The sequence below is a fragment of the Streptomyces sp. LZ34 genome, from assembly GCF_053890475.1.
In genome coordinates this window covers 7,185,250-7,211,817 of the sequence record NZ_CM132680.1, presented here as the reverse complement: position 1 = coordinate 7,211,817, position 26,568 = coordinate 7,185,250, and the positions used below count along the sequence as shown (strand labels likewise).

Annotated in this window: 24 protein-coding genes; 13 read left to right on the top strand and 11 right to left on the bottom strand. The window is 72.4% G+C overall.

Annotated elements, in window-relative coordinates; genetic code table 11:
• Window positions 1-27 precede the first annotated feature (27 nt).
• The gene (locus tag ACWY4P_RS29855; RefSeq protein WP_456203502.1) at window positions 28-2,877 is read right to left on the bottom strand and encodes an FAD-binding and (Fe-S)-binding domain-containing protein; all 2,850 of its coding nucleotides are present in this window, start codon (window positions 2,875-2,877) and stop codon (window positions 28-30) included.
• 7 nt (window positions 2,878-2,884) lie between these two features.
• On the opposite strand from ACWY4P_RS29855, the gene ACWY4P_RS29850 reads away from it, so the two are divergent.
• Both ACWY4P_RS29850 and serC read left to right on the top strand, forming a co-directional pair.
• On the top strand, window positions 2,885-3,226 hold the full coding sequence (locus ACWY4P_RS29850; protein WP_456203500.1) for a hypothetical protein: 342 nt from the start codon (window positions 2,885-2,887) through the stop codon (window positions 3,224-3,226).
• Window positions 3,227-3,236: 10 nt separating this feature from the next.
• Window positions 3,237-4,355, top strand: coding sequence for a phosphoserine transaminase (serC, locus tag ACWY4P_RS29845; protein ID WP_456203499.1), 1,119 nt, complete (start codon window positions 3,237-3,239; stop codon window positions 4,353-4,355).
• Window positions 4,356-4,443: 88 nt separating this feature from the next.
• Here the strand turns inward: serC and ACWY4P_RS29840 are convergent, their stop codons facing one another.
• Both ACWY4P_RS29840 and ACWY4P_RS29835 read right to left on the bottom strand, forming a co-directional pair.
• Window positions 4,444-5,304, bottom strand: a complete 861-nt coding sequence (locus ACWY4P_RS29840) for an ABC transporter permease (RefSeq protein WP_456203497.1) — start codon at window positions 5,302-5,304, stop codon at window positions 4,444-4,446.
• Window positions 5,301-6,386, bottom strand: a complete 1,086-nt coding sequence (locus ACWY4P_RS29835; RefSeq protein WP_456203496.1) for an ATP-binding cassette domain-containing protein — start codon at window positions 6,384-6,386, stop codon at window positions 5,301-5,303. Before ACWY4P_RS29835 ends, ACWY4P_RS29840 begins: the two co-directional genes overlap by 4 nt.
• 129 nt (window positions 6,387-6,515) lie before the next feature.
• Between ACWY4P_RS29835 and ACWY4P_RS29830 the strand changes: the two genes are divergently transcribed.
• On the top strand, window positions 6,516-7,283 hold the full coding sequence (locus tag ACWY4P_RS29830; protein ID WP_456203494.1) for a TetR/AcrR family transcriptional regulator: 768 nt from the start codon (window positions 6,516-6,518) through the stop codon (window positions 7,281-7,283).
• 18 nt (window positions 7,284-7,301) lie between these two features.
• Here ACWY4P_RS29830 and ACWY4P_RS29825 read toward each other — a convergent pair whose 3' ends face one another.
• Complete coding sequence (locus tag ACWY4P_RS29825) at window positions 7,302-8,309, bottom strand: hypothetical protein (protein ID WP_456203492.1); 1,008 nt, start codon at window positions 8,307-8,309, stop codon at window positions 7,302-7,304.
• Window positions 8,310-8,581: 272 nt separating this feature from the next.
• Between ACWY4P_RS29825 and ACWY4P_RS29820 the strand changes: the two genes are divergently transcribed.
• The 3 genes from ACWY4P_RS29820 to ACWY4P_RS29810 all read left to right on the top strand — a co-directional run bounded on the left by ACWY4P_RS29820 (window position 8,582) and on the right by ACWY4P_RS29810 (window position 10,809).
• Window positions 8,582-9,112, top strand: coding sequence for a hypothetical protein (locus ACWY4P_RS29820; protein WP_456203490.1), 531 nt, complete (start codon window positions 8,582-8,584; stop codon window positions 9,110-9,112).
• 172 nt (window positions 9,113-9,284) lie between these two features.
• The gene (locus ACWY4P_RS29815) at window positions 9,285-9,758 is read left to right on the top strand and encodes a hypothetical protein (protein WP_456203488.1); all 474 of its coding nucleotides are present in this window, start codon (window positions 9,285-9,287) and stop codon (window positions 9,756-9,758) included.
• Between the two features lie 55 nt (window positions 9,759-9,813).
• Window positions 9,814-10,809 carry an aldo/keto reductase gene (locus tag ACWY4P_RS29810; RefSeq protein WP_456203487.1) on the top strand — a complete coding sequence of 332 codons (996 nt, stop codon included), beginning with the start codon at window positions 9,814-9,816 and terminating at the stop codon, window positions 10,807-10,809.
• Between the two features lie 159 nt (window positions 10,810-10,968).
• Here ACWY4P_RS29810 and thpR read toward each other — a convergent pair whose 3' ends face one another.
• The 3 genes from thpR to ACWY4P_RS29795 form a co-directional block, all read right to left on the bottom strand.
• Window positions 10,969-11,532, bottom strand: coding sequence for an RNA 2',3'-cyclic phosphodiesterase (thpR, locus tag ACWY4P_RS29805; RefSeq protein WP_456203485.1), 564 nt, complete (start codon window positions 11,530-11,532; stop codon window positions 10,969-10,971).
• Between the two features lie 104 nt (window positions 11,533-11,636).
• Complete coding sequence (locus tag ACWY4P_RS29800; RefSeq protein ID WP_456203483.1) at window positions 11,637-13,022, bottom strand: MFS transporter; 1,386 nt, start codon at window positions 13,020-13,022, stop codon at window positions 11,637-11,639.
• A 33-nt stretch (window positions 13,023-13,055) separates the two neighbouring features.
• Complete coding sequence (locus ACWY4P_RS29795; protein WP_456203481.1) at window positions 13,056-13,499, bottom strand: MarR family winged helix-turn-helix transcriptional regulator; 444 nt, start codon at window positions 13,497-13,499, stop codon at window positions 13,056-13,058.
• Between the two features lie 155 nt (window positions 13,500-13,654).
• Here ACWY4P_RS29795 and ACWY4P_RS29790 point away from each other — a divergent pair, with 155 nt between their 5' ends.
• Window positions 13,655-13,828 (top strand): ribbon-helix-helix protein, CopG family, encoded by a 174-nt coding sequence (locus ACWY4P_RS29790; RefSeq protein WP_456203480.1) that lies wholly within the window; start codon window positions 13,655-13,657, stop codon window positions 13,826-13,828.
• Here the strand turns inward: ACWY4P_RS29790 and ACWY4P_RS29785 are convergent.
• Window positions 13,825-15,291: an NCS2 family permease gene (locus tag ACWY4P_RS29785; protein ID WP_456203479.1), complete on the bottom strand. Its 1,467-nt coding sequence runs from the start codon at window positions 15,289-15,291 to the stop codon at window positions 13,825-13,827. The two genes, ACWY4P_RS29790 and ACWY4P_RS29785, sit on opposite strands and share 4 nt — an antisense overlap.
• Window positions 15,292-15,503: 212 nt before the next feature.
• On the opposite strand from ACWY4P_RS29785, the gene ACWY4P_RS29780 reads away from it, so the two are divergent.
• Complete coding sequence (locus ACWY4P_RS29780) at window positions 15,504-15,752, top strand: DUF2530 domain-containing protein (RefSeq protein ID WP_456203478.1); 249 nt, start codon at window positions 15,504-15,506, stop codon at window positions 15,750-15,752.
• Window positions 15,753-15,784: 32 nt separating this feature from the next.
• Here ACWY4P_RS29780 and ACWY4P_RS29775 read toward each other — a convergent pair whose 3' ends face one another.
• A complete protein-coding gene (locus ACWY4P_RS29775; protein ID WP_456203477.1) occupies window positions 15,785-16,555 on the bottom strand; it encodes a calcium-binding protein in 771 nt (256 codons plus the stop codon).
• 175 nt (window positions 16,556-16,730) lie between these two features.
• Between ACWY4P_RS29775 and ACWY4P_RS29770 the strand changes: the two genes are divergently transcribed.
• Window positions 16,731-17,549, top strand: coding sequence for an SAM-dependent methyltransferase (locus ACWY4P_RS29770; protein WP_456203475.1), 819 nt, complete (start codon window positions 16,731-16,733; stop codon window positions 17,547-17,549).
• 73 nt (window positions 17,550-17,622) lie between these two features.
• On the opposite strand, the gene ACWY4P_RS29765 is transcribed toward ACWY4P_RS29770, so the two are convergent.
• A complete protein-coding gene (locus ACWY4P_RS29765) occupies window positions 17,623-21,054 on the bottom strand; it encodes a sacsin N-terminal ATP-binding-like domain-containing protein (protein WP_456213102.1) in 3,432 nt (1,143 codons plus the stop codon).
• A gap of 376 nt (window positions 21,055-21,430) precedes the next feature.
• Complete coding sequence (locus ACWY4P_RS29760; RefSeq protein WP_456203474.1) at window positions 21,431-22,342, bottom strand: DUF3027 domain-containing protein; 912 nt, start codon at window positions 22,340-22,342, stop codon at window positions 21,431-21,433.
• Window positions 22,343-22,745: 403 nt separating this feature from the next.
• Between ACWY4P_RS29760 and ACWY4P_RS29755 the strand changes: the two genes are divergently transcribed.
• From ACWY4P_RS29755 to ACWY4P_RS29740, 4 genes are all read left to right on the top strand, one after another.
• Complete coding sequence (locus ACWY4P_RS29755; protein ID WP_456203473.1) at window positions 22,746-24,308, top strand: MFS transporter; 1,563 nt, start codon at window positions 22,746-22,748, stop codon at window positions 24,306-24,308.
• Between the two features lie 26 nt (window positions 24,309-24,334).
• Window positions 24,335-24,847 carry a hypothetical protein gene (locus ACWY4P_RS29750; RefSeq protein ID WP_456203472.1) on the top strand — a complete coding sequence of 171 codons (513 nt, stop codon included), beginning with the start codon at window positions 24,335-24,337 and terminating at the stop codon, window positions 24,845-24,847.
• 81 nt (window positions 24,848-24,928) lie between these two features.
• Complete coding sequence (locus tag ACWY4P_RS29745; protein ID WP_456203470.1) at window positions 24,929-25,666, top strand: futalosine hydrolase; 738 nt, start codon at window positions 24,929-24,931, stop codon at window positions 25,664-25,666.
• Window positions 25,663-26,532, top strand: coding sequence for a 1,4-dihydroxy-6-naphthoate synthase (locus tag ACWY4P_RS29740; RefSeq protein ID WP_456203469.1), 870 nt, complete (start codon window positions 25,663-25,665; stop codon window positions 26,530-26,532). The genes ACWY4P_RS29745 and ACWY4P_RS29740 overlap by 4 nt, the downstream gene beginning before the upstream one ends.
• The last annotated feature ends 36 nt before the right edge of the window (window positions 26,533-26,568 follow it).

Sequence of the window (26,568 nt, the reverse complement as noted above, 5' to 3'; positions counted from 1 at the left end):
GCCCGCGCGGTCAGGGCAGTCGCGCGGTCAGGGCAACCGCTCGGCCAGGACCTCCGCGAGGTGGCGGGCCCGGCGGTCCGCCAACTGCTCCAGCTGCGTACGGCAGGAGAAGCCGTCCGCGAGGATCTCGGCGCCGGGGTCGGCGCCCCGTACGGACGGCAGCAGCTGCTCCTCCGCGCAGGCGACGGACACGTCGTAATGCCCCTTCTCGAAGCCGAAGTTGCCCGCGAGCCCGCAGCAGCCGCCGCTCAACTCGCCCGTCAGCCCCGCGCGGGCGCGCAGCCGGCGCTCCGCCGCGTCGCCGAGGACCGCGTGCTGGTGGCAGTGGGTCTGGCCGGCGACCGGGCGGTCGACCTTCGGGGGTTCCCAGTCGGGGGCGTGGTCCTCGAGGGCCTGGGCGAATGTCGTGACGGAGTCGGCGAGGCGGGCGGCGCGGGGGTCGGCGGGGCCGAGGAGTTCGGGCAGGTCGGTGCGGAGGGCGGCGGTGCAGCTGGGCTCCAGGCCGACCACGGGGAGCCCGGCGTCCAGGGCCGGGGCCATGACGTCCAGCGTCCGCCGCATGACCGACCGGGCCCGGTCGAGCTGCCCGGTCGACACCCACGTCAGCCCGCAGCACACCGGCCCCGGCGGCACGACCACCCGCAGCCCGGCCGCCTCCAGCACGGCGACGGCCGACCTGCCGACTGACGGGGAGAGGTAGTTGGTGAAGGTGTCGGGCCACAGCACGACGGTGGGGGCTTGCGCGCGGCCGCCGCCCCGCGCAGCGGCCCGCGCCCGCTTGCGCCACCATCGGGTGAAGGGCTCCCGGGCCAGCTCGGGGATGTCTCGCTCGGGCGCGATGCCGCCCGCGCGCTTCGCGAGCGCGGCCAGCGGCGCCACGCCCGCCGCCGCGTTGGCCACCGGTGCCGCTCGGAGGGCGGCGGTGGCCCGGAGCCAGAGCGGCAGCCGGCCCATGGAGTAGTGCGCGGCGGGCCGCAGGCGGCCCTCGTAGTGGTGGTGGAGGAACTCCGCCTTGTACGTGGCCATGTCGACCCCGACCGGGCAGTCACTGCGGCACCCCTTGCACGACAGGCACAGGTCGAGCGCCCCGCGCACCTCCTCCGAGCGCCAGCCGTCGCGTACGACCTCGCCCGCGAGCATCTCGTGCAGCAGGCGGGCCCGGCCGCGTGTGGAGTGCTGTTCTTCGCCGGTGGCGCGGTAGGAGGGGCACATCACGGCGGCGCCGGAGACGGACTCGTTGCGGCACTTGGCGACGCCCACACACCTCCGCACCGCCGCCGAGAAGTCGCCGTTGTCGTGCGGGTAGCCGAACTCCACGTCCACCGGGCGCCTGGGCAGCACGGCGAAGCGCAGGTTCTCCTCCATGCGCTGCGGGCGGGCGAGGGCACCGGGGTTGAGGCCGCCGGCCGGGTCCCACAGGTCCTTGAAGCGGGAGAAGAGCCCGACCATCTCCTCGCCGTACATCTTGGGCAGCAACTCGGCGCGGGCCAGGCCGTCGCCGTGTTCGCCGGAGAGCGAGCCGCCGTGGGCGACGACGAGTTCGGCGAGGTCGGTGGAGAAGGCGCGGAAGACGCGGATCCCGGCATCGCTCAGCAGGTCGAAGTCGATGCGTACGTGGATGCAGCCGTCGCCGAAGTGCCCGTACGGCGTGCCGCGCAGCCCGTGCTGGGCCATCAGCGCGCGGAAGTCGCGCAGATACGCGCCGAGGCGGGCGGGCGGCACCGCGCAGTCCTCCCAGCCGGGCCAGGCCTCGCTGCCGTCCGGCATGCGAGTCGCGGTGCCGGAGGCGTCCTCGCGGATCCGCCACAGGGCGCGCTGGCCGGCCGGGTCGGCGACGACGGTGTGGCCGGTGGTGGAGTCGGCGGCCGCGCGGGCCAGGGCCTCGGCGCGGGCGAGGGCCTCGTCCCGGGTCGCGCCGCCGACCTCGGCGAACAGCCAGGCGCCGCCCTTCGGCAGGCCGGTCGCCCCGGCGACCAGGTCGGCGGCCATGCCCTCGACGGTGAGCGGGCCGTGGGGCAGCAGGGTGTGGGCGGCCTCGGCGGCGGCGCTCTCGTCGGGGTAGCCGAGGACGGCGAGGGCGCGGGCGGCGGGCGCGTCCACGAGGCGTACGGTCGCCTCGGTCAGCACCCCGAGGGTGCCCTCGCTGCCGGTGAGCGCGCGGGCCACGTCGGCGCCCTTCTCGGGCAGCAGCGCGTCCAGGGCGTAGCCGGAGATGCGGCGGGGCAGTTCGGGGAAGCCGGTGCGCAGAAGGGCGAGGTCGGCGTCGACCAGGGCGCGCAGGCCGTCCCTCAGCCGTGGCGGCAGCCCGTCCAGGCCGCGCCCGGCGCGCAGCCGTTCGCCGCCGTACGTCACGACGTCCAGCTCCCGTACGTTGTCGGCGGTGGTGCCCCAGGCGACCGAGTGGGAGCCGCACGAGTTGTTGCCGATCATGCCGCCGAGGGTGCAGCGGCTGTGGGTGGACGGGTCGGGGCCGAAGGTCAGCCCGTGGGCGCCGGCCGCCGCCCGCAGGTCGTCGAGGATCACGCCGGGCTGGACGACGGCGGTGCGCGTGTCCGGGTCGAGGGAGACGATGGACCGCATATGGCGGGTGAAGTCGAGGACGACGCCGACCCCGGTGGCCTGTCCGGCGATCGACGTGCCGGCTCCGCGCGCCACCACGGGCACCGCGCGCTCGCGGCACACGGCCAGCGTGGCCGCGACGTCGTCGGCGTCGTACGGGGCGACGACCCCGGCGGGCACGCGCCGGTAGTTCGACGCGTCCATCGTCATCAGCGCGCGGCTCGCCGTGTCGAAGGAGACCTCGCCGCGGACGGCCCGGCGCAGGGCCCGTTCCAGTTCGCCTACTCCGCCTGCCTCACCTGTCTCGTGATCAACCATGCTTCCCATGGTCCATGGCGAGGGCCCGGATGAGAATGTCGAGTTCCGTTTCAAAGACCTGGTCGTGGACACGGCGGGGCCCGCGGACATCGGGGTGGCCGGCGGCGTCAACACGATCGCCCGCACGGTCGGGGGTGCCGTGGACGCCCAGATCGCGGTCGCGGTCCTCGACGCCGCGGGCCCCGCCAAGGCCCCCGGTTTTCCCGCCGAATCCGGCTACACCAGCGCTTTCGCCGTCTTCGCGGTCGTGGCCTGCGGCGAGCTCGGCGCCTCGTGGGCCATCCCGGAGAAGAGACGCCGTGTCTCATCCGGTGGACGCCGGGGCAGGCTGGGCATACCGACGGATTAGGCTTCCGTCCGTGGCTGAGATCCGGATTCCCGCTGACATCAAGCCCGCCGACGGTCGCTTCGGCTCGGGCCCCTCCAAGGTGCGCACCGAGGCGCTCAGTGCGCTGGCCGCAACCGGGAGCTCTCTGCTGGGCACCTCCCACCGCCAGGCCCCGGTCAAGAACCTGGTCGGCAAGGTGCGCGAGGGCGTGCGTGAGCTGTTCCAGCTCCCCGAGGGATACGAGGTGATCCTGGGCAACGGCGGCTCCACCGCCTTCTGGGACATCGCGACCCACGGCCTGATCGAGACCAAGTCCCAGCACCTGTCCTTCGGCGAGTTCTCGTCCAAGTTCGCCAAGGCCGCCAAGCTCGCGCCCTGGCTCGACGAGCCGACCGTGATCTCCGCCGACCCGGGCACGCATCCGCTGCCGCGGGCGGAGGAGGGCGTGGACGTCTACGCCCTCACCCACAACGAGACCTCGACCGGTGTCGCCATGCCGCTCGAGCGGGTGGCCGGCGCCGACGAGGGCGCGCTGGTACTGGTGGACGCGACGTCGGGCGCGGGCGGCCTGCCCGTCGACATCGCCCAGACAGACGTCTACTACTTCGCGCCGCAGAAGTCCTTCGCCGCCGACGGCGGGCTGTGGATCGCGGCCTTCTCGCCCGCCGCGCTGGAGCGCGCCGCGCGCGTGCACGCCTCGGGCCGGCACATCCCGGAGTTCTTCTCGCTGCCGACGGCGATCGACAACTCCCTGAAGAACCAGACGTACAACACCCCGGCGCTCGCGACGCTCTTCCTGCTCAACGACCAGCTGGAGTGGATCAACGGGCAGGGCGGGCTGGACTGGGCCGTGCGCCGCACCGCGGCCTCCTCGGGCGCGCTGTACGGGTGGGCGGAGGAGTCGAAGTTCGCCACGCCGTTCGTCACCGACCCGGCCAAGCGGTCGCAGGTCGTCGGGACGATCGACTTCAACGACGAGATCGACGCCGCCGCGGTCGCCAAGGCGCTGCGGGCCAACGGCATCGTGGACACCGAGCCGTACCGCAAGCTGGGCCGCAACCAGCTGCGGGTCGCCATGTTCCCGGCCGTCGAGCCGTCGGACGTGCAGGCGCTGACCGCCTGTGTGGACTACGTCATCGAGCACCTCTGACCCGAGTGATCCGAGGATTCCGCAAGGGGCCCGCAGCCGACTCGACGGCCGCGGGCCCCTTCGCGTACGTACGTACGAGGCGGGCCGCTCAGCTGCTCAGCCGCTGGAAGCGGCGTACGGCCAGCGGCAGGAACACCGCCGTGAGGGCCACCGGCCAGACCACCGCCATGAGTGTCGCGTGCTGCTCCACCCAGCCGCCCCCGCCGGGGACCGGGTTGCCGAACAGGTCCCGAATCGCGTTCGCGGTCGACGAGACGGGGTTCCACAGCGCGATGGCGCCCAGCCAGTCGGGCATCATCGCGGGCGGGGTGAAGACGCTGGAGATCATCCCGAGGGGGAAGGCGACCGCGAAGAGGTTGCCCGCCGCCTCCTGCGTGGGCACCAGCAGCCCCAGGTACACCCCGACCCAGATCAGCGCGGACCGCAGCAGGATCAGCAGCGCGAAGGCGCTCAGTGCCGCGAGGAGGCCGCCGTCCGGCCGCCAGCCGACGGCCAGGGCGATCGCCGCGAGCACCGCCAGGTCCACCACGGCGCCGATGACATCGGCGACGCCGCGCCCGCTCACCACCGCCGAGGGCGCCATCGGCATGGAGCGGTAGCGGTCCATGACGCCCCTCTCCTTGGTGGCGGCGACCATGACGGCGGTGTTCATGAAGCCGTTCGCCATCGTCATGGCGAACATGCCGGGCAGCGCGTAGTCCTTGTAGTCGGCCCCGCCGGGCACCTCCATCGCGCTGCCGAAGACATAGACGAACAGCAGCACGAACATCACCGGCGTGCCGAGCTGCCAGGCGATGGCGGCGGGGTAGCGGAGCCGGGCGATGAGTTCGGTCCGGACGATGGTCAGGCAGTCCGCGACCGCCCAGTACGCCCGCCGCTCCGGCCCGTCCACGACCGCTCGTGCCTCTGCCGCCCCTGCCGCCCCTGTCGCCCCTGTCGCGGTGCTCATGCCGGCACCTCCGTCCGCTCGTCCGTGCTCTGGCCGGCACTCCGTTCGTCCGTGCGGTGTCCGGTCAGCCGCAGGAAGACCTCGTCCAGGGTCGGGCGGCGCAGCCCGATGTCCTCGACGGCCACGCCCCGCTCCTGGAGGGTCCGTGCGACCTCGGTCAGCGCCGCGACCCGGTCGCGCACCGGGGCCGTCACCCGCCGGTCCTCCCGGTCGGCCTCCGGCTCGGCGGACCCCGTGCCCTCGCCCGTACCGCCTGCCGCACCGCCTGCCGCGCCCGCTCCCGCACCCACACCCACGCGCCGGTCCATCACCCGCGCCACGGCCTCGACCGCGGCCGGCAGGTCGGCGGTCTCCCGCACCACCACCTCGATCCGGTCCCCGCCGATCGCCCGCTTGAGTTCGGCCGGCGTGTCGTCGGCGATCTTCCGCCCCCGGTCGATCACGGCGACGCGGTCCGCCAGCTGGTCGGCCTCGTCCAGGTACTGCGTGGTCAGCAGCACCGTCGTACCGCCCGCGACCAGCGAGCGGACCGCCTCCCACACCTCGTTGCGGCCGCGCGGGTCGAGCCCGGTCGTCGGCTCGTCGAGGAACAGCACCTGAGGGGCGAGGATCATGCTCGCGGCCAGGTCGAGCCGGCGCCGCATGCCGCCGCTGTACTCCTTGGCCACCGTGTCGGCGGCCTCGGTCAGCCCGAACGTGCCCAGCAGTTCGTCGGCCCGCCGTGCGGCCCGCGCCTTGTCCAGGTGGAAGAGGCGGCCGAACGTCACCAGGTTCTGCCGCCCGCTCAGCATCTCGGCCAGCGCCGCGTACTGGCCGGTCAGCCCGATCCGGCGGCGCACCTGACGGGGCTGCTCCGTCACATCGAACCCGCCGACGAAAGCCCGGCCACCGCTCGGCCGGGCCAGCGTGGACAGGATCCGTACGGCCGTCGTCTTGCCCGCGCCGTTGGGGCCGAGCAGCCCCTGGACGGTGCCGCGGCCGACGGCCAGGTCAAAGCCGTCGAGCGCCCATTTTCGTCCGTATCGCTTCCGCAGTCCTTCGGTGAGGACCGCCCATCGCGCCGTGTCCAAAGAAACCCCCATAGGAACCCCATGTCGGTCGGCGGCCGCCAGGCCACCATTGGGTACACCGTACCCAATGGCGAGTACAGCGTACCCAGTTTCGGGTACACCGTACTCAGTTTTCGGGGGTGGCGTTAGGATTGGCGCGCGATGACGACCACCGAACACAGCGGCAGCGGAGACATCTCCCGCAGCCTGGAGCTCCTGTGGGGCACCGGCGAGCGGCCCAGCCGAGGCCCCAAGCCCGGGCTGACCCTGGAGCGGATCGTGACGACCGCCATCGCCGTCGCCGACGCGGAAGGGCTCGCCGCGGTCTCCATGCGGCGGCTGTCGGCCGAACTGGGCACCGGCACCATGTCGCTGTACCGCTACGTCCCCGGCAAGGCCGAGCTGCTGGACCTGATGCTGGACCAGGTCCAGGCCTTCGACCCCGACGCCCACGCCCCGCATCCGGGGTGGCGGGAGACGCTGGAGATGGTGGCGCGCGGCTTCTGGCAGCTACTCGGGCGCCACCCCTGGCTGCTCCAGGTCGACCAGGCGCGCCCCATCCTCGGGCCGAACGCCATGGCGGGGCTGGAGTGGGCGCTGCGCGGCCTCGACGGCCTCGGCCTCACCGGCCGCGAGCGGGTCCATGTCATCGTGACCGTCGAGGGGTTCGCCACCGGCATCGCCCGCACCTATGTGAACTCGGCGATGGCCGAGAAGCGCACGGGCGTCAGCGACGAGGAGTTCTGGAAGGCGCACACGCCCGCGATGGAGAAGGCGCTCGCCAGCGGCAGGTTTCCGATGCAGGCGGCGCTCGGCGAGGACGCCTTCGCGGGGCGCGGCGAGGAGGTCTTCGAATTCGGCCTGAAGAGCCTCCTCGACGGCATCGGGGCGTTCATCGCGGGCCGCGCCCGCGACGCCGCCGAGCAGTAGACCTTCGCCCCCGGAGAATCAGCGGCGGCGGCGGAAGACCGAGCGCAGGCCGAAGAACAGGGCCGCGGCGACGGCGAACGTCAGCGCGCCCTTGAAGAGATTGCCGTCCTTCTCCTTCTCCGAGGACGCGCCGGCCCCCGTGGAGTCCCCGCCCCCGTTCCTCTTCTGCTCCTTCGCCGTCGCGTCCGGCAGCAGCTCCCCGCCCAGCTTCACCGCGGTCACCTTGCTGCTCGGGCCCTCCGTGCCGTACATCAGCGTGCCGCCGTCGGTCGTGAAGGTGACCGACTCGCCCTGCCGCTGCAGCGGCAGATCCGGCTCCTCCTTCAGGTCTTCGAGCTTGCCGCCGCGCCATCCGAACTCCGCGACGTCGAAGTACCCGCGGAGCACGAGCCTGCTGGCGTCCGGGGCGAAGGCCCCGTCCGTCACCTCCATGCCGATGTCGTCGACCCGCCGGAAGATATTCGCTCCGGAAGGGGACAGCGTTTTCGGCCCGGCGTACAGCCCGCCGTCCTCCTGGCTCTTGCTCGCGATATAAGCTCGGCCGGTCTTGGGGTCGATCATCATCGCCTCGGCGTTGCGCGGACCGTCCTCGTATTTCACGGTGTACTGGACCGCCCTGACCGTGGTGTTCTTCAGCGTCTTCGGCTCGGGGAAACGGTAAATCCACACATGAGACCACGTCCCGCCCAGGTTGTCGCCGATATCGCCGACGTAGATGTCGCCGTCCGGCCCGATCGAGATGGCCTCCACATCGCGCGGGCTGCCGACACCGCGCATGGTGACGGTCGCGACCGTACGCCCGGTCTTGCTGTCGACGGCGTAGATGTACGGGCCGTCGTCACTGTCGTTGTGCGTCCAGTAGACGCCCGGGTGGGCGCGGCTGGCCGCCAGGCCGCTGGACTCGGTGATCCTGGAGTCCTCGATCGTGAAGGAGGACGGCGACGTGTGGTCGTCGGCAACGGCCGGGGCGGCGGCGGGCAGAACCGCCAGCGCGGCGGCGCCGAGGACGGACGGAAGCGAACGCATGGGGCCAAGCCTGCCATCTGGGCGTGGACCTGAGGGGGCGGCAGTCAGCCAGGGGCGGGTCACCGGGCTGCTACACCTGTCTGATTGACTTCGTCGAGAACGGGCAGATAACGAATAAGCGAGCACTCGACACCGACTCGACACACAAATTCATAATCTCCGGATTAGTTGTGCTGATCCGGAGATTAATTTTTGGAAATTTATCGGTCAATTGGCGGCAAAGCGGACCACGGCGTTGCGCCGAAGAATAAACCCGCCCTACGGTCTGCCCCATGAGCAATTACGGTTCCTCTTACCCGCAAACCGCGCCCGCGCCCGGGGGCGCTCCGGCGGACTCCGGGCAGTCCAAGAAGTTCGCGATCATCGGGATCGTCGGCGCGGTCCTGGCCCTGGTCGGCTCCATGGTGAACTGGGTGGTCTCCGGCGTCGATGGCGCGGACGGCGGCATCAAGGGCATGGACGGCGACGGCGTGATCACGCTGATCGTCTCCATCGTCGCCGCGCTGGCCCTGGTCGGCGCCTTGGTCACCAAGAAGGCGGCGCTCTACCTGGGCGGCGCGATCCTGTCGCTGGTCACCGCTGTCTTCGCCGTGATCAACATGGCCGACCCGGCTCGTCTGGTCGCCGCGAAGTTCGTGGACGAGGAGAAGGTTTCCGACAGCGTCGCCGAAAAGGCCGCGGAATCGGCCGTGAAGCAGCTCGACATCTCCGCGGGCCCCGGCCTCTACATGGTGCTGATCGGCGCGCTGCTGACCGTCATCTTCGGTGTGCTCGGCTTCATGAAGTCCCGCGACAGCCGATAAGAAAGAATTAATTCGGCAAGCAACATCCGAGAGCCCGCTTTTCGGTCGCACCCCGGCCGAGAATGCGGGCATTCGGATTTTCCGGGACCGCCCGGTAATTTCCCGAGACCGCCCACAGTTTTCCCGGGACCAACCGACGATTTCCCCGGACCGCCCGCGTTATGATCGCCGCGTGGCCGATATCTATGACCTGATCCTGTCGGTGAACCTCCCCGACACCCTCTCCGACGCCGAGATATCCGAGCTTCGCTGGCACCTGGGCCTCGCCCCCCAGCCCGCCGCCGCCCTGTCCCTCGTGACCGGCTACGCCGAGCCGCTGATCGGGGACGACGGCAAACCGGAAGAGGACGAGCAGGGCAACTGGCTGATGCTCTACGAGCCGTACCCCGTCCTCGCCGCCAAGGGCCCCGCCGCCCGCGCCGGCGGCGTACTCCTGTCGGCCCTGGAGCCCGGGCCCCGCGGCGGCTGGGCCCTGACCTCCCGCCAGGAGTTCCACCCCGACGAGTTCGACAGGGCGGAGGAGCTCCTGGTCTGGCTGCACGAACGGGCTGTCGACTCCCTCGCCTTCCAGTGCCATATGCGCTTCCACGAGGAGACCGCGTTCGCGCCGGTGTCGGTGACGGACGGGGAAGTGATCTGGCCCTGACGCGCCCCGGCGGGCCCTTGATTCGAGCGCACTCCAAGGGCTTGGCTAGGTGTTCATGGAGTACACGCAGCTTGGACGTACGGGACTCAAGGTCAGCCGAGTGGTCCTCGGCACCATGAACTTCGGCCCGCAGACCGACGAGGCCGACAGCCACGCGATCATGGACGCCGCGCTCGACGCGGGCATCAACTTCTTCGACACCGCCAACGTCTATGGCTGGGGCGAGAACAAGGGCCGCACCGAAGAGATCATCGGGAGCTGGTTCGCGCAGGGCGGCGGCCGGCGCGAGAAGACCGTGCTGGCGACCAAGGTCTACGGCAACATGGGCGTCGACGGCGAGCCCTGGCCCAACGACGACAAGCTCTCCGCGCTCAACATCCGCCGCGCCGTCGATGCCAGCCTGAAGCGGCTGGGCACCGACCACATCGATCTGTACCAGTTCCACCACGTCGACCGCTCGACCCCGTGGGACGAGATCTGGCAGGCCATCGACGTCCTGGTGCAGCAGGGCAAGGTCCTCTACGCCGGCTCCTCCAACCACGCCGGCTGGCACATCGCCCAGGCCAACGAGGCCGCGCGCCGCCGTGGCTCGCTGGGGCTGGTCAGCGAGCAGTGCCTGTACAACCTGTTCGAGCGGCGCGCCGAGATGGAGGTCATCCCGGCCGCGCAGGAGTACGGCCTCGGGGTGATCCCCTGGTCGCCGCTGCACGGCGGGCTGCTGGGCGGGGCGATCCGCAAGGAGCAGCAGGGCGGCGGGGCGCGCAGCACGTCCGGGCGCAGCGCCGACGTGCTGAAGGACAGCAAGGTACGGGACCAGGTCCAGCGGTACGAGGACCTGCTCGACAAGCACGGCCTCGAGCCCGGCGAGGTGGCCCTGGCATGGCTGCTCACCCGGCCCGGGGTGACCGGCCCGATCGTCGGCCCGCGCACCGCCGAGCAGCTGAACTCCGCGCTCCGCGCCAGCGAGCTGACCTTGAGCGAGGAGCTGCTGACCGCGCTGGACGAGATCTTCCCGGGTACGGGCCCCTCGCCCGAGGCGTTCGCCTGGTAGGACTCGCGGCCACCACGTCACGCCGTGGCGGCAGCGGCTCGGCTCGGGCTCAGCCGAACGCGGCCGCCACGGCGACGACGACGAGTATCAGCACGAGCGCACCGCTCATGATCAGGTTCCTGGTCTTGGGATCCACACTCTTGAGGGTAACGGGACCGCTCAGTGCCCCAGCGGCCAGGCGGCCACCACTTCGTAGCGTGGCTGCGCGCCCGTGACCCCGGGCGTCGGCGGATGGCTGCGCACCAGGCTGAGTTCGGCCACCGTCCAGGCACTGCCCGCGAAGTCTTCGAGCCCCGCCACATACGGCCGCAGGTCCGCGCCGCCGCGGCAGCGCGCGAGCGTGAGATGCGGGTGGTAGGGGCGGTGCCGGTCCATGTGGAGGCCAGCTCGCCTGGCCCCGGCCTCGGCGGAGTCGGCCAGGTGCCCCAGGGTCGCCCGGTCGCCGTCGACGCCGACCCACACCACCTTGTCGGAGAAGCGGCCGCCACCCGCGAGCCGGACCTCGTGGGGCGGGTGGCGGTGGGCCGCCCGGGCCAGCCGCTCGTGCAGCGCGGGCAGCACGCTCTCATCGACCTGGCCGAAGAAGGCGAGCGTGAAGTGCCAGCCCGCGCGCTCGGTCCAGCGCAGCCCGTCCGCGCCCGGGAGCCTGCGCAGCGCCCCCACCCGGGCGGCGAGCTCGGCGACGGCCGCCTCGGGGGGCAGTACGGCGGCGAAGAGTCTCACCCGCCCAGTCTCCCGCAGCGACCGCCCCACCCGCCCGGCACGGCCGCGGCATGACCAGGCCCCGCCCATCTGGCGCGGCCTGACGCGACACGCCGCCGCCCGCGTCAGGCCGCCGCGGGCACCGGCTTGTCCTGCGCGTTCTCCGGGGAGCGCGGTACGAACGTGAGGTGCGGGCGCCCCGGCCGCAGGTCCACCTTCACTCGCAGGCCACCCACCCGGACGAGGATCAGGCCCACCGTCGCCGCGGCCGCCGCGGAGACCAGGCCGCCCGCCGCGAAGCCGACCCGCGCGCCATAGGTGTCGGTCAGCCAGCCCACCAGGGGGCCGCCGAGCGGGGTGCCGCCCACGAAGACCATCATGAACAGGCTCATGACTCTCCCGCGCATCGCGGGGTCGGTCGCCAGCTGGACGCTGGAGTTCGCCGTCACGTTGAAGGTCAGCGAGAAGATCCCGATCGGCACCATGAGCGCGGCGAAGAGCCAGAAGGCCGGGGACAGCGCCGCCGCGATCTCCAGCAGGCCGAACATCAGCGCCGCGCCGACCAGCACCCGCTGCCGGGTGGTGGTCCGCCGGGCGGCCAGCAGCGCGCCGGTCACCGAGCCGACCGCGATCAGCGTGTTGAGCAGGCCGTAGGTGCCCGGGCCCGCGTGGAAGACGCCGTCGGCGAAGGCGCTGAGCCAGATCGGGAAGTTGAAGCCGAAGGTGCCGATGAAGCCGACCAGCACAATGGGCCAGATCAGGTCCGGGCGCCCGGCGACATAGCGCAGCCCCTCGCGCAGCTGTCCCTTGCCGCGCGGCGCGCGCTCGACGTCGTGCAGCTCGGCGGTGCGCATCATCAGCAGGCCGATGAGCGGGGCGCCGAACGACAGCCCGTTGAGCAGGAAGGCCCAGCCGCTGCCGACGGCGGTGATCAGCACACCGGCGACCGCCGGGCCCACCAGCCGGGCGGACTGGAAGTTCGCGGAGTTCAGGCTGACCGCGTTGCGCAGGTCCTTGGGGCCGACCATCTCGACGACGAACGCCTGCCGCGTGGGGTTGTCCACGACGGTGACCATGCCGAGGAGGAAGGCGATCAGATAGACATGCCAGACCTGCACCTGGCCGCTGAGAGTGAGCGCGGCGAGCGCGAGCCCGCACAGCCCGAGCGCGCCCTGGGTAAGCAGGAGCAGCCGGCGCTTGGGGTAGCGGTCGGCGATGACGCCGCCGTACAGGCCGAAGAGCAGCATGGGGAGAAACTGGAGCGCGGTGGTGATGCCGACCGCGGTGGAGGAGCCGGTGAGGCTGAGGACGAGCCAGTCCTGGGCGATACGCGACATCCAGGTGCCAGTGTTGGATATCACCGCACCCGTGGCGAACAGCCGGTAGTTGCGGATCTTCAGGGAGCTGAAGGTCCCGCCCCTGGTACGCCCGGCTGCGGCGTCACCAGTGGGAACGGTCACGGGGTCGGTATCAGGTGCGGGTGCGGAGTCTGCTCCGGGTCCCGTACTCAAAGCGCGTTCGCCTCCTAGGCGGCTCGTTTTCTCTCACATCTGCGCGAGCTTCTCCAAGACCGGCGCGGCGGCGCGAAGCGCGGCCCACTCCTCCTCGGTCAGCCCGCCGACCAGCTCGGCCAGCCAGGCGTTCCGCCTGCGCCGGCTCTCTTCGAGCATGGCCTCTGCCCGCTCGGTCGGCGAGACGACTTTCTGCCGCCGGTCCTCCGGATGCGGCTCCAGCCTGACCAGTCCCTTGGCCTCGAGCAGCGCCACGATGCGGGTCATCGAGGGCGGCTGGACATGCTCCTTGCGGGCGAGCTCACCCGGGGTGGCGGAGCCGCACTGGGCCAGAGTGCCCAGTACGGACATCTCGGTGGGGCTCAGCGACTCGTCGACGCGCTGGTGCTTGAGCCGTCGCGACAGGCGCATCACGGCGGATCGCAGTGCGTTCACGGCGGCTGTGTCCTCGTTGCCACCATGGGACAGATCCGGCATGGTCTTTAGCATAACTCATTACCTCGTCTAATGAAAACCCGCGTTACGACACGATGTTATTTTCACCCATACGAGTGAGTCCGTTCCAGAAAGTGACGCAGGGAGACGCAAGTCACGGGGACCCTGGCCGTATGGGATCGCCCACGGGATCGAAAGTGCTCAGCCTACGGATGGACGGCGAGCTGCTGGACCGGGTCCGGGAGCATGCCGCAAAACGCGGAATGAGCGTCCAGGACTATGTCATCCGGACGCTCATTCGCGAGGACTTCGACGAACGCTTCAAGACCTCGGTCGACGAGACGGAGCGCTTCTACGGCCCGGCCACTTAGCCGGACCCGAGCGCCTGCTGGATCGGGTCCAGCAGGAAGTAGACGAGGAAGCACAGCCCGACCGCGCCGAGCAGCCAGGGCACCTCCCGCGTCCGCCGGGTCGCGATCCGCAGCAGCAGGTACGACAGCACGCCGAGGCCGATCCCATTGGTGATGCTGTACGTGAACGGCATCGAGACCATGGCCAGGAACGCCGGGACCGCGATCGTGAAGTCGCTCCAGTCGATCTCCTTGACGTTCGCGGCCATGATCAGGAAGCCCACGACGACCAGCGCGGGGGTCGCCGCCTGCGACGGGACGACCTTGGCCAGCGGGGTGAAGACCAGCGCGAGCAGGAACAGCCCGCCGGTCACCACGTTCGCGAAGCCGGTGCGGGCGCCCTCGCCGACACCCGCCGTGGACTCCACGAAACAGGTGTTGGCCGAGGCCGAGCCGAAGCCGCCGCCCGCGACCGCGACGCCGTCCACCATCAGGATCCGGCCCATCCCCGGCAGCTGGCCGCGCTTGTCCGTGAGCCCGGCCTCCTCCCCGACGCCGATGATCGTGCCCATGGCGTCGAAGAAGCCGGACAGCAGCACGGTGAAGACGAACAGACAGCCGGTGAGGATGCCGACCTCATGGAAGCCACCGAACAGGCTGACCTGACCGATCAGGCCGAAGTCCGGGGTGGCGACCACCTTGTCCGGCAGCTCGGGGACGGTCAGCCCCCAGTTCCCGCCCGGGATGTCGGCCGCGGCGTTGACCACCACCGCGACCACCGTCATGGTCACCATGCCGATGAGGATCGCGCCGCGCGTCTTGCGGACGACCAGGACGAAGGTGAGCGCCAGCCCGGCCACGAAGATCAGCACCGGCCAGCCCTGCAGCCTGCCGTCGATGCCCAGCCCCATCGGCACGGTGGTATGCGCATTGTCCGGGTTACGGGTGACAAAGCCCGAGTCGACCAGGCCGATCAGGGCGATGAACAGTCCGATGCCGATCGCGATCGCGCGGCGCAGCCCGCCCGGAATCGCGTCCATCACCCGCTGCCGCAGCCCGGAGGCGACCAGGAGCATCAGCACCAGGCCCGCCAGGACCACCATGCCCATGGCGTCCGGCCAGCTCATCTTGGGCGCGAGCTGCAGCGACACCACGGCGTTGATGCCGAGGCCGGCGGCGAGCGCGATCGGGACGTTGCCGATGACCCCCATGAGCAGGGTGGTCAGACCGGCCATCAGGGCGGTGGCGGTGACGAGCTGGGTGTTGTCCAGCTGATGGTGGTACTTGTCCGTACCGGCCCCGAGGATGATCGGGTTCAGCACGATGATGTACGCCATCGCAAAGAAGGTCGCCAGACCGCCACGGACCTCCCGGGGGACGGAGGACCCCCGCTCGCTGATCCGGAAGAACCTGTCCAGGCCGTTGCTGGGGGGTGCCGGAGCCTGCTGCTTGGCGTCGGCCGGCGCGGGGGCCGAGGGGGACATGAAGTACCTCAAAGGTGCGTGAACATAACCAACGGGCCTTTTGGATGATCAGACAAGACAATCCAGCCAGACCCGGACCGTTTCAGTATGAATACATGAAGTGTAAAAACGCCAATCCCGCGCGTATGAGCCAATCCCGCGCGTATGAGCAGCGGACCGGGTGTGGGGACGATGTTCCCACCGTCCCCACACCCGGCCCGTAAGCTGTGCGCATGACGAAGTGGACCCCCAAACACGAGGCCCCGGCGCCCCTGGAGGGCAATGTCGTCGCCACGATCACCGGTGGCACGATCGTGTGGTTCGTCCTCTTCCTGGTCCAGCTGCCCTTCTACGGCTGGTACGACGACCACGGCCATCTGTGGTGGCTGTGGACCTGCCTGGCCGGCGGTGGCCTGGGGCTGCTCGGCATCTGGTACGTCCGCGTCCGCGAGGCGACCATCCGCCGCTCCCGCGAGCCCTGAGCGCCCCGACCGCTACCTGCTCCCGCTCCCCCTCACTGCACGTCGATGAAGTCCCCGCCCGCCGTGGCCGGCGGGGTGGTCGAGGTGCCCGCGAAGGTCCAGCGGTACCAGCCGTCCTCCGTCGCGGTGACGGTCGTCGCCAGAGCGCCGCGGCTGCCCGTGTTCACCGTCTTGAGCGTGGTGTACGTGTCGCTGTCCCGCTTGCGGAACTGGAGCTGCGCGGGCTGGTCGGTGTAGCCCGCGTAGGCGCCGGTCTCCCAGTTGGCGCGGGTCAGCGCGCCGGTCACGGTGAGGGTCTTGCCCTTCTTCACCGGCTCGGGCGAGGCGTCGACCGTCAGCTTGGACAGCCGCTGCATCGCGAAGGAGCCGGCCGTGTCGGAGGTGAAGTAGTCACCGTCCTTACCGTCGACCCACGCGTTGACGTACCAGGTGCCCGCCGGGGCGTTGTCGACGAAGTCGAGCTCCGGGTCGACGGTGAAGGTCCCCGTGCAGGTCGAGGTGGTGGCGTCCGTGGCCGAGGCGACACATGTCACCTTGGCGTCCGGCTGAAGGTAGCCGTACGACGGCCCGTCCAGGTAGAGCTCGGCGCGCTTGATGCCCGAGTCATCCTTCGCGGTCACCGCGACCTTGAAGGTCCTGGCGCCCGTCGTCCCGACGGCGATCTTCCCCGCGCCGTCGACCGTGACGTTTGTGATCGTGGTGTCGCCTAACCCGTCCGTCTGGGCCGCCCGGGCCGCCGGAGCGGCCAGACCGCCCAGCGCGGTGGCGGCGGCGAGCATGGCGAAGGTGGTGTGCTTACGCATCTGTCCCCCCACAGGACTGAGAGGGCCCGGCCGCGGGCGTGCGGCAGCGGAGCCCAACGGGGAACAACCGTACGATCTTCACTGATCGTTCACAAGCGTTTCCGTGGCGTCGCGATTCTTTCTGGGTATGGAAGTTGCTCACCTCCGACGCCAACTGACCAGTAATGTGGCCTTCATGACCGGCCATGGTTTTCGAGCGGACCAAATCGACACCAGCAAGCCGCACTCGGCTCGCATGTACGACTACTTCCTCGGCGGGAAGACCCACTACTCCGTCGATGCCCGCGCCGCCGAACAGGTCGAGGCCGTCTGGCCCGACGTCATCCCGTGGACCCGCGCCAACCGGTCCTTCATGCACCGCGCCACGCGCTGGCTGGCCACCGAGGCGGGCATCCGGCAGTTCCTCGACATCGGCACCGGCATCCCCACCGAGCCCAATCTGCACCAGGTGGCCCAGAAGGCCGCCCCCGACTCCCGGGTCGTCTACGCCGACAACGACCCCATCGTCCTGGCCCACGCGCAGGCGCTGATGCTCTCCAACCCCCAAGGGCGCACCGCCTACCTCCACGCCGACGTCGCGGACCCCGAGGCCATCCTGGCCGCCGACGAGCTGCACGCCACGCTGGATCTCAGCGAGCCGGTCGCGCTGTCCCTCAACGCGCTCATGCACTTCATCGGCGACGACCAGAAGCCGTACGAGATCGTCCAGCGGCTGCTGGCCCCCCTGGCACCGGGCAGCTACCTCGTCCTCTCCCACGGCGCGATCGACCCCCGCCCCGGGCTCTCCGACGCGGTCACCAACCTCTACCGCGCGAGCGGCATCCATGTGCAGGGGCGCACCCACGAGGAGATCACGGCCTTCTTCGACGGGCTGAAGCTCATCGAGCCGGGCGTGGTGATGCCGCACCGGTGGAGGCCGGCGAGCGAGCGGGAGCGGGCCGAGGCGGAGGCGGAGGACCTGTGGATCTACGCAGGGGTGGGGCACAAGGGGTAGCGCCCCCGCGCACGTGTCCGCCGCGCCCCCAAGATCTCGGGGGCGCGGCATGGTGGCCAGGTCAGTGGCCCGGTCAGTCGAACCAGCGGGCGCGGGCCAGTTCCTCGGTGCGGGTCAGGTCTTCCAGGAGGGCCGCCACCTCGAAGCGGCGTGCCCACTGGCCCGCTGCCCAGGCCAGGCCCGCCGCCACGCCCTCCAGCGTCGAGGCGTGCAGCGTGCCGTCCACATATCGCCAGTCGAGTTCGGCCCGCTGGTCCGGCCCGGCGCCGCCCTCGACCAGCAGCTCCTCGTGCTCGACGTACGACAGCGGGGCGCCCGGCAGCAGTTCGCGCACCGCCGCCGGGACCTCGTGCGGCTCGCCCTGGGAGACGACCGGGGCCGGGTACGCCTCGCTCAGCCGCCGCACCTGGAACAGCTCCGCCACGTCCGCCGCCCGCGCGGGCCGCACCGGCAGCAGCGCCCGGCCCTCCGCCTCGGCCAGCGGCATCAGGTCCGGCGCGTCCGCGACCAGCGCGTCCCCCGCGTCGACGACACTCGGCTCGCCACAGGCCACGGCGCGCAGCTCGTCCGGCAGGGTCACCTGCTCCGGCTCCAGGTCGGCCAGGAGCCCGTAGATGGCCAGCAGTTGGGCGGGGCTCACCGGACGGTCCTCGTCGGCCAGCCGCGCCAGCAGCTCCGCCGCCCCGCCCGGCTCGTCCAACAGCGCGGCGACCGAAGTGCGTACGCCCAGCGCGCGCAGCACCTGCTCGTCCTCAAAGCCGGCCGCGTCCACCGCCTCGTACAGGCCGGCCAGCAGCGGGTCGCCCCCGGCCGCGCGCAGACCGGCCGGCCGGCGCCCGTCGAGCACCGGGTGGCCGCGCAGCCACCAGGCGGTGTACGAGCGCACCGACTCCGTCGTGCCGTCCGGCAGCAACACCCGCACCGGCGCGGTGAGCGCGTCGCGCAGCGGCGGCTGGGCGAGCATCGCCAGCGCCCTGGGCCAGGCGTCGTCGTCGACCAGGTCCAGGTCCCGTACGGCGACGATCTCGGTGGACACGGGCGGCACCGGGGTCTCGGGCAGCCGGTCCAGGACGTCCTCGCACCACACGTCGACCGCGTCCAGCAGCCCCACGTCGTCGGGCTCGGCGTAGTCCCCTTCCCGCGGCTCGAGCTCGTCCGGGTCCAGGACCACATCGGTGGCGCGCACCAGCGTGAAGCCGGCCAGCACCCCGGCCGCGGCCAGCGTCTCCTCGCCCCACCGCTCGGCGAGCTCGGCGTCGCACGCGGCCAGCTCGCCCTCCCGCATCACCTGCTCGAAGGCGCTCCCGGGGAAGACCAGCTCCCCGGCGGGGGCCAGTTCCCCCTCCTCGTCGGGCAGCGCCAGCGCGCCCAGCCACGGCTCGTCGCCGGGCGCGAGCCGGGCCTGCTGGACGAGGCCGAGGACCGTCTCGGCGAGCGTGTCGGGGTCGAGCGCGGCGGCGGGCGCGCCCTCGTCCTCCGCGAACGGGTCGTACTCGTCCTCCGCGTCCAGCGAGTGCGCGACGGCGGCCCGCACCTGAGGCGTGGTCAGCACGGCCCGCGGGGTCGCGGGGGTCGCGCCGAGCTTCTCCAGCAGCGGGTGGGCGGCGTCCGGGTGCGCGACCTTCAGGCCCAGCCGCGCCAGCGTGCGGTGCCGGTCGCCGCCGTGCGCGCCCTCTCCCGCTTCGCTCCCCGCCTCCTCGCCGCCCGCTCCCGCGCCACTCGTCTCGCCCGGCAGCGGCAGCAGCACCTGCCGGGGCCCGATCGTCGTCCGCCCGTCCGCCAGCGGCACCGGCAGCCCGCTGAGCCGGTCCGGGTCGGTGCCGCCCAGCGAGTCGTACAGCCGCCGCCACCACGCCGGGGCGCGCTCGACGCCCGCGAGCCGGTCGATCACCTCGCCGAGCGGCACCCGCGCCACGCCCAGCACCCGCAGCTCCTGCCGCCGTTCGAGACCGGCGGGCAGCAGCGTCGGGAACAGCTCGGCCAGCACCCCGACGGTCTCGGCGCCCCCGCCCTCCAGGATCTCGGCGTCCCGGGGCCGCAGCGCGTACGGCTCGCTGCCCGAGCCGCCCACGAGGACATCGCCCAGGATGTCGTCGTCCCACGGCTCGGCCGGCGCACCGCCGCCCGGGTTCCCCGGACCGCCCTGCGCGGCGTCCGGGCCCAGCGCGTCCGGCGAGCCCAGCCAGCCGGTCTCGGCCCCGACAGCCCCGGCGTCAGCCTCTCCGCCGCCCACCGGAGCGGCGGCGCTGGGCAGGAACGGCACGCGCGGCAGCAGCTCCAGGATCCGCCGACGCAGCTCGCCGTCCAGCTCGCCCTTGCCCAGCGGGCCGGGGACCAGGCCGATCGTCCCCACCCCCACCGGGTGCCAGTCGCGCAGCAGCGCCGCGTACGCCTCGGCCGCCCGCTCCACCAAGAAGTCCGTCAGCGGTCCCGGGGCGGTGTGGCGGCGGGTCGGCTCCAGCGGGAAGGAGGCGATGAGCAGCGCCGGTACGCCCAGGGGCTCGTCCGTCGGCGTCGGCGCGTGCACCACCGGGGCCGTGCCCGGCCGCTCCGGCGCGCCCTCCGCGTCCACCGGCACCGCCCAGGTCACCGACCACACCGGCCGCAGCCGCTCCTCCACCGGGCGGTCGGCGAGCAGCGCGGCGTCCAGCGGGCCGCCCGCGGTCTCGGTCCGCCACCGGCGGACCCCGTTCGCGTGTACGGAGCCGCTGTCCTCCACGACCGTGTACGGGCCCGTCCCCTCTGCCCGTGTCTGCCGCAGCGTCCGTACGCCCTCGGGCGTCTCGACCACGACCTCCGCCAGGCCCGGCAGCGTGATCAGCAGCGCGTCGTCGATGGCGGTCAGCAGCCGCTCCACCACGTCCTGCGCGGCGCCGTCGCGCAGCGGCAGCACGACCACCGTGTCGTACCCCTCCGGCGCGGTGCCCTCGGCGGGCAGCGGCAGGCGCAGCAGCGGTACGTGCCCGTCGCGGCGGCGCAGCTCGTCCCCGAGGCCGGGGCTCGCCGCCGCCGCGCCGTACGCCAGCTCGCGCGCCTCCGCCAGCGACCAGCGCACCCCGCCCGAGCGGCCCACGACCGCGGGCTCGTCGCTGACCGCGAGCACCGCCGCGAAGCCCACCCCGAACCGGCCGACCACCGCGCCGGGCTCGTCCCACCCGGCGGTGTCCCGCTTCGCGGACGCCCGCAGCGTCGACAGCGACTCCACACCGGCCGCGTCCAGCGGCGCCCCGGTGTTGGCCGCCGCCAGCGCGGCGGGCTCGCCGTCCCGCGCCGGGTGGAGGGTCAGCCGCAGCCGGCCGGGCACACCGGCCCGGGCCGCGGCGTCCGAGGCGTTCTGCGCCAGCTCGACCACGAGGCGGTCCCGGTGGCCGCCCAGCGCCAGGTCCTCCTCGGCGTTGGCGTCCTCCCGGAACCTCGCGGGCGAAGCGGCCCAGGCGTCCAGCACGCCGCGCCGCAGCCGCGCGGTCCCGAACGGATCCGCGTCCTCCGTCGCGCCTCGCACCATCGCCGTGCTGCTCACGTGTCGCCTCCGGGGTCCTGGTCTGGGTCCGTCTGGGAAGACCCTCTGGGGTCAGTCTGGGGCCGTCTGGGTCAGTCTGGGGCCGTCCCTGGGGATGCGTCCCGCGTCACTGAGTTCCCCCGCGGCCCGCCTTCCCCACTGCTGTCGCCGAACGTACCGTCACCCCGCTCCCGATCTCGCCCCGCCCTCCTTCCATCCTGCGCGCGAGCGCGCAGCGAGATCGGAAGACGAGAGAGCGGGAGGCGACAAACCGAGAGACCGGACGTCGGCAGACCAGGCGCCGGCAGATCTGGCGCCGGCAGATCTGGCGCCGGCAGCCAGCCGCCGAACGACCAGAGCCGGCAGACCAGCCGCCGAACGGTCAGGAGTGGCCGAGCTCCTCCGCCGGCGTATCCGCCTCGACCGACCCTCCGGTCCGCTCCGCGGGCCCCCGCAGCGCCAGCGGCTCGACGACCGTCTCGTCGATCACCGGCTGCGCCGGGCGCGGCGGCTTCGGCATGACGGCGGCCTCGGAGTGCGCCCCGCAGCCGTACGACAGGGACACCACGCGCCCGTCCGCCGGGCTGAACTCATTCGCGCACACCCCGAACGCCTGCCGCAGCGACCCCGCGAGGGGCATCAGGAAGCCGCAGGTCGCGCAGGACGCGGGGGCGGCCTGCGCCATCGGCGTCTGCGCGCCGAACGCATCGTCCCAGCGGTCCGCCGCGACGTGCAGCCCGTAGCGGGACAGCACCCGGGCGCGGCGCATGCCCAGCTCTTCGGCGACCGCCCCGATACTCCCGACCGCGGGCGGGATCTCCTGCGCGGCGGGCGCGCCCGCCGTCACATCGGCGTCCTCGACCGCCGCGAGCTGCTGCATCTCCTCCGAGACGACGGAGTTCGGCAGCGGGGCGTCCTCGCCCGAGTAGCCGGGCTCCAGCCGCAGGTCCTCGGCCTCGCTGGGGAGCAGGTCGCCCGGGCCCAGGTCGCCGGGGCGCAGCCGCTCGCTCCAGGGCACCCACTCCGGCGCCAGCAGCGCGTCGGGGCCGGGCAGCAGCACCGTCTCATCGACGGTGACGAGCTTCGCGCGGGAGGCGCGGGTGACGGTCACCGCCCAGCGCCAGCCCCGGTAGCCCAGCTCCTGGCACTCGAAGAGGTGGGTGACGACGCGGTCCGCGTCGGCGACCGCGCGCACATGCTCGCCGACCGTACCTGGACGGGCGGCTTCCGCGGCCGCCTCACGCGCGAGTTCGACCGCCTCGGCGCACAGGCGGTCGGGGGTACGGCTTCGCATCGCAGCACTCACAGGATCGATTCTCTCTTCCACGCCGTCGCAGCCGTTTGACGAGTGCGCCAGCCGCACGGCCGGGACGCGGGATCGCGGACGGAGCGGACCATAGGGCCGCGTCGACGTCCGCGCCCGATCCGGCCTCGGGCGCACCTTGTACGTCCCATTCTGCGGGATGGCGACTCGGCACGTGGCCAAGAACGACCGTCGGTGGCGCTTAACGCACGCTACCCTGTCCGGCCCACCCGGCCCTACCCCCGTCCGCCCGGAAGCCGTGGAAGAAGCCACCCGGGAACCGCCGACCGAGCCGCCAAAGGAGCCATCCAAAGGGCCACCAAAGGGGAACACATAGTTCCGGATGGCGGTCGGGGGCCTCACATACCGGCCGTCTTGGCTGCACCATGGTCGGGTGGTAGTCACGAGGTTCATCGGCGACGGCCCGATCCGACGGTCAGGCCGTCGGATCGGCCGGGCACTGCACCTCCCGTTCACCGCGACCGGCAGAGGCATCCGCCGGGCCACCCACGCGCACGGCGCCGGCGAATCCGGCCTCGGCAAACTGATCGAGCTGCACGCCGTGAACTCCGCGGGCGACATGCTGATCACCGTCGCCCTGGCCTCCACCGTCTTCTTCTCCGTACCGACCGCAGAGGCGCGCGGGCGCGTCGCCCTCTACCTGGCCATCACCATGGCCCCCTTCACCCTCCTCGCCCCCGTCGTCGGCCCGTTGCTCGACCGCCTCCCGCACGGCCGCCGCGCCGCGATGGCGAGCGCCATGCTCACGCGCGCGGTGCTCGCGCTCACGATGGCGGGCGCGGTGGTGGGCGGCGGGCTGGAGCTGTATCCGGCGGCGCTGGGGGTGCTGGTGGCCTCCAAGGCGTACGGCGTCGTACGGTCCGCCGTCGTGCCACGCCTGCTGCCACCCCGCTTCTCGCTGGTCAAGGCGAACTCGCGGGTCACGCTCGCCGGGCTGCTGGCGACCGGCCTGGCGGCACCGATCGGGGCCGGGCTGCACCAGATAGGGCCGAGCTGGCCGCTGTACGGGGCGTGCGCGGTGTTCGTCGGCGGCGGCTTCCTCTCCTTCACGCTGCCGCACAAGGTCGACTCGGCAAAGGGCGAGGGCAAGTTGCAGCTCACCTCCGGCGAGCATCATCTGCACCTGCCGAAGCCCACGCACCGCGACCCCGCCCACGAGTCCGCCGACCCGTCCACGCACGCCTCCCCCGACCCGGTGAGCGACACAAGCAACACAAGCGGCACAAGCGACAAGGCGGGCGACACGGGCGAGAAGACGGGCGAGAAGGCGGACGAGAAGGCGGACGACGAGGCGGGCGACAAGGCTGGCGACAAGACGAGCGACGAGGCCCCGCGCCGCGTCGGCCTGCGCAAGGTCAGCCCCTCCGTGCTGCACGCCCTACAGGCGTGCTCCTCCCTCAAGGCGCTGTCCGGCTTCCTGACCCTCTTCCTCGCCTTCCTGCTCCGCGAGCACCCACTGGGCGGGCTGAGCCCCGAGATCTCGCTCGGCGTGGCCGCCGTCGCGGCGGGCGGCGGCAACGCGCTGGGTACGGCGATCGGCGCCTGGCTGCGGGAGCGCGGGCCGGAGCGGATCATCGCGGTGGTGCTGACCTCGGCCCTGGGGGTGCTCGTCGCGGCGGCCGCCCTCTACAGCGCGGTCATGGTCGCCGCCGTGGCCGCGACCGCCGGGATCGCGCTGGCGCTGGCCAAGCAGTCGCTGGACGCGCTGATCCAGCGCGATGTGCCCGAGCGGGTCCGTACCTCCGCCTTCTCCCGCTCGGAGACCACGCTTCAGCTGGGGTGGGTCTTCGGCGGGGCCGTGGGCATCGTCCTCCCGCTCAACGGCGTGCTCGGCATGGCCGCCGCCGGCGCGATGATCGCGCTGGGCGCGGCGGCGAGCGTGCGGGGGCTGCTGGCCGCCGCCCGGCGTGGAGCGACACACCCCCTCGTGGCGTGATCACAGCGGCCCGGTAGCCTGCCCGCATGACCGCTGCGCTGTTTACCAGGGGCAAGGGCCGCCGGGCCGCCACCGCCGCCTGTGCCATGTCCCTCGGGATCGTCGCTCTCTCCGCCTGCGACAAGCCGACCCCGCTGGCGACGGTCACGGTCGGTTCGAAGACCGTGATGACCGAGGCCCCCAAGGGCTGCTACAAGGACGGCGACGTCGTCGCCACGTCCGAGAAGAAGGTCACGGCGTGCCTGACCCGGAAGCCCGAGCAGACGCTGTCGGTCAGCCCCGGCGAGAAGGTGCGCGTCGGCGTGGACCCGAAGATCGCCGAGTCGGGCTGGCTGGTGATAAGCGAGGCCCAAGGCCTCATCAACGGTCAGTCCAAGAAGACCTACCGCAGCCTCGACAGCGACAAGCTGTTCCAGCAGACGAACCCGCAGACCGGCGCCACGACCACCCTCGACAGCGTGACGATCGTGGTGGTGGAGACCGGCGAGGGCACCGGGATCAAGGGCGCGTGGCCGATCAAGCTCAAGCGCGACGCCTGACACCCGACGTCTGACACCCGACGCCTGACCTGACCGTGGGCAGCCGCCGGCCGCCGCAGCCGGGAGATCCGGGAGCCGCTGATGCGCGTACTCGTCGTCACCGCCGTACCCGCCGAACGGGACGCGGTGGTACGTGGCGTAAGCGCGGCAGCGGCCGAGACTGAACCCGAAGCCGAGGTCTTCGTACCGGGCGGGCGGACGCTGTGCCGTGTCGTGCGGCCCCCGCTCACCGTGGACGCGCTGCACGCCGGGGTCGGCCCCGCCGCCGCGGCCGCGGCGACCGCCGCGGCCCTTACCGCCGCCGAGTTCGGGCACGCGCCGTACGGGCTCGTCGTCTCGGCCGGCATCGGCGGCGGCTTCGCCCCCGCGCCCCTCGGCTCCGTCGTCGTCGGCGAGGCGATCGTCGCCGCCGACCTGGGTGCCGAGACCCCCGACGGCTTCGCCGCCGTCACCGACCTCGGATTCGGGACCGTCGAGCACCTCCCGCCGCCCGCGCTCGTGCGGGCCGTGGCCGAGGCGACGGGGGCGGTGCGCGGCGCGGTGCTCACCGTCTCGACCGTGACCGGCAGCGCCGGGCGCGCCGCGGAGCTGAGCCGGCGGCACCCGGGCGCCGCCGCCGAGGCGATGGAGGGCTTCGGGGTGGCCGAGGCGGCCGCCGCGCACGGCGTGCCCGTTCTGGAGCTACGGGCGGTCTCCAACGCCGTCGGCCCGCGCGACCGAGCCGCCTGGCGGATCGGCGAGGCGCTCGACGCCCTGGCGGGCGCCTTCCGTCACCTCCCGCCCGCCCTCGCCACCTGGAAGGAACCCAGCAGATCATGACCGTTGCCCAGACGCCCCCGCAGCCGCTGAGCATCGCGTACTCGCCCTGCCCGAACGACACGTTCGTCTTCCACGCCTGGGCACACGGCCGCGTCCCGGACGCGCCCGCGATCGATGTCACCTTCGCCGACATCGACATCACCAACGGCATGGCGGAGCGCGGCGAGCGCGATGTGCTGAAGGTGTCGTACGCCGTCCTGCCGTGGATCCTGCGCGACTACGCGCTGGTGCCCTGCGGCGGGGCGCTGGGGCGCGGCTGCGGCCCGCTGGTGCTCACGAAGGAGCCGGGGCGGGCCAAGGACCTCGCGGGCAAGACGGTCGCCGTGCCGAGCGAGCGCTCGACGGCGTATCTGCTCTTCCGGCTGTGGGCGGCCGTCGAGGTGCCGGGCGGGGTGGGCAGGGTCGTCGTGCTGCCGTTCGACCAGATCATGCCCGCCGTGCGGGACGGCCGGGTCGACGCCGGGCTGGTCATCCACGAAGCCCGGTTCACCTATCAGAATTACGGCCTGCACTGCCTGGCTGACATGGGCGAGCACTGGGAGCTCACCACCGGCCTGCCGATCCCCCTCGGCGCCATCGTCGCGAAGCGGTCGCTGGGCGCCGAGCGGCTGCGGGCCGTCGCCGAGGCGACTCGTACATCCGTACGGGCGGCCTGGGACGACCCGACGGCTTCGCGCGGGTACGTCCTGGAGCACGCGCAGGAGATGGACCCGGCGGTCGCCGACCAGCACATCGGGCTCTACGTGAACGAATTCACCGCCGACCTGGGCGAGGACGGCTACGCCGCGGTGCGCGGGCTGCTCACACGCGCGGCGGCCGAGGGGCTGGTACCGCCCCTCGGCCACAACGCGCTGGACTTCGTTTAGCGAACTTCGTTCAGCGGACTTCGCTCAAGCGAACTT

What these genes read in the sequence shown, in the direction of transcription:
- ACWY4P_RS29855 (WP_456203502.1), bottom strand. Translation starts at nt 2,877, where the DNA reads ATGGTTGATCACGAGACAGGTGAGGCAGGCGGAGTAGGCGAACTGGAA.
- ACWY4P_RS29850 (WP_456203500.1), top strand. Translation starts at nt 2,885, where the DNA reads ATGGTCCATGGCGAGGGCCCGGATGAGAATGTCGAGTTCCGTTTCAAA.
- ACWY4P_RS29840 (WP_456203497.1), bottom strand. Translation starts at nt 5,304, where the DNA reads ATGAGCACCGCGACAGGGGCGACAGGGGCGGCAGGGGCGGCAGAGGCA.
- ACWY4P_RS29835 (WP_456203496.1), bottom strand. Translation starts at nt 6,386, where the DNA reads ATGGGGGTTTCTTTGGACACGGCGCGATGGGCGGTCCTCACCGAAGGA.
- ACWY4P_RS29830 (WP_456203494.1), top strand. Translation starts at nt 6,516, where the DNA reads ATGACGACCACCGAACACAGCGGCAGCGGAGACATCTCCCGCAGCCTG.
- ACWY4P_RS29825 (WP_456203492.1), bottom strand. Translation starts at nt 8,309, where the DNA reads ATGCGTTCGCTTCCGTCCGTCCTCGGCGCCGCCGCGCTGGCGGTTCTG.
- ACWY4P_RS29820 (WP_456203490.1), top strand. Translation starts at nt 8,582, where the DNA reads ATGAGCAATTACGGTTCCTCTTACCCGCAAACCGCGCCCGCGCCCGGG.
- ACWY4P_RS29810 (WP_456203487.1), top strand. Translation starts at nt 9,814, where the DNA reads ATGGAGTACACGCAGCTTGGACGTACGGGACTCAAGGTCAGCCGAGTG.
- ACWY4P_RS29795 (WP_456203481.1), bottom strand. Translation starts at nt 13,499, where the DNA reads ATGCCGGATCTGTCCCATGGTGGCAACGAGGACACAGCCGCCGTGAAC.
- ACWY4P_RS29785 (WP_456203479.1), bottom strand. Translation starts at nt 15,291, where the DNA reads ATGTCCCCCTCGGCCCCCGCGCCGGCCGACGCCAAGCAGCAGGCTCCG.
- ACWY4P_RS29780 (WP_456203478.1), top strand. Translation starts at nt 15,504, where the DNA reads ATGACGAAGTGGACCCCCAAACACGAGGCCCCGGCGCCCCTGGAGGGC.
- ACWY4P_RS29775 (WP_456203477.1), bottom strand. Translation starts at nt 16,555, where the DNA reads ATGCGTAAGCACACCACCTTCGCCATGCTCGCCGCCGCCACCGCGCTG.
- ACWY4P_RS29770 (WP_456203475.1), top strand. Translation starts at nt 16,731, where the DNA reads ATGACCGGCCATGGTTTTCGAGCGGACCAAATCGACACCAGCAAGCCG.
- ACWY4P_RS29765 (WP_456213102.1), bottom strand. Translation starts at nt 21,054, where the DNA reads ATGGTGCGAGGCGCGACGGAGGACGCGGATCCGTTCGGGACCGCGCGG.
- ACWY4P_RS29760 (WP_456203474.1), bottom strand. Translation starts at nt 22,342, where the DNA reads ATGCGAAGCCGTACCCCCGACCGCCTGTGCGCCGAGGCGGTCGAACTC.
- ACWY4P_RS29750 (WP_456203472.1), top strand. Translation starts at nt 24,335, where the DNA reads ATGACCGCTGCGCTGTTTACCAGGGGCAAGGGCCGCCGGGCCGCCACC.
- ACWY4P_RS29745 (WP_456203470.1), top strand. Translation starts at nt 24,929, where the DNA reads ATGCGCGTACTCGTCGTCACCGCCGTACCCGCCGAACGGGACGCGGTG.
- ACWY4P_RS29740 (WP_456203469.1), top strand. Translation starts at nt 25,663, where the DNA reads ATGACCGTTGCCCAGACGCCCCCGCAGCCGCTGAGCATCGCGTACTCG.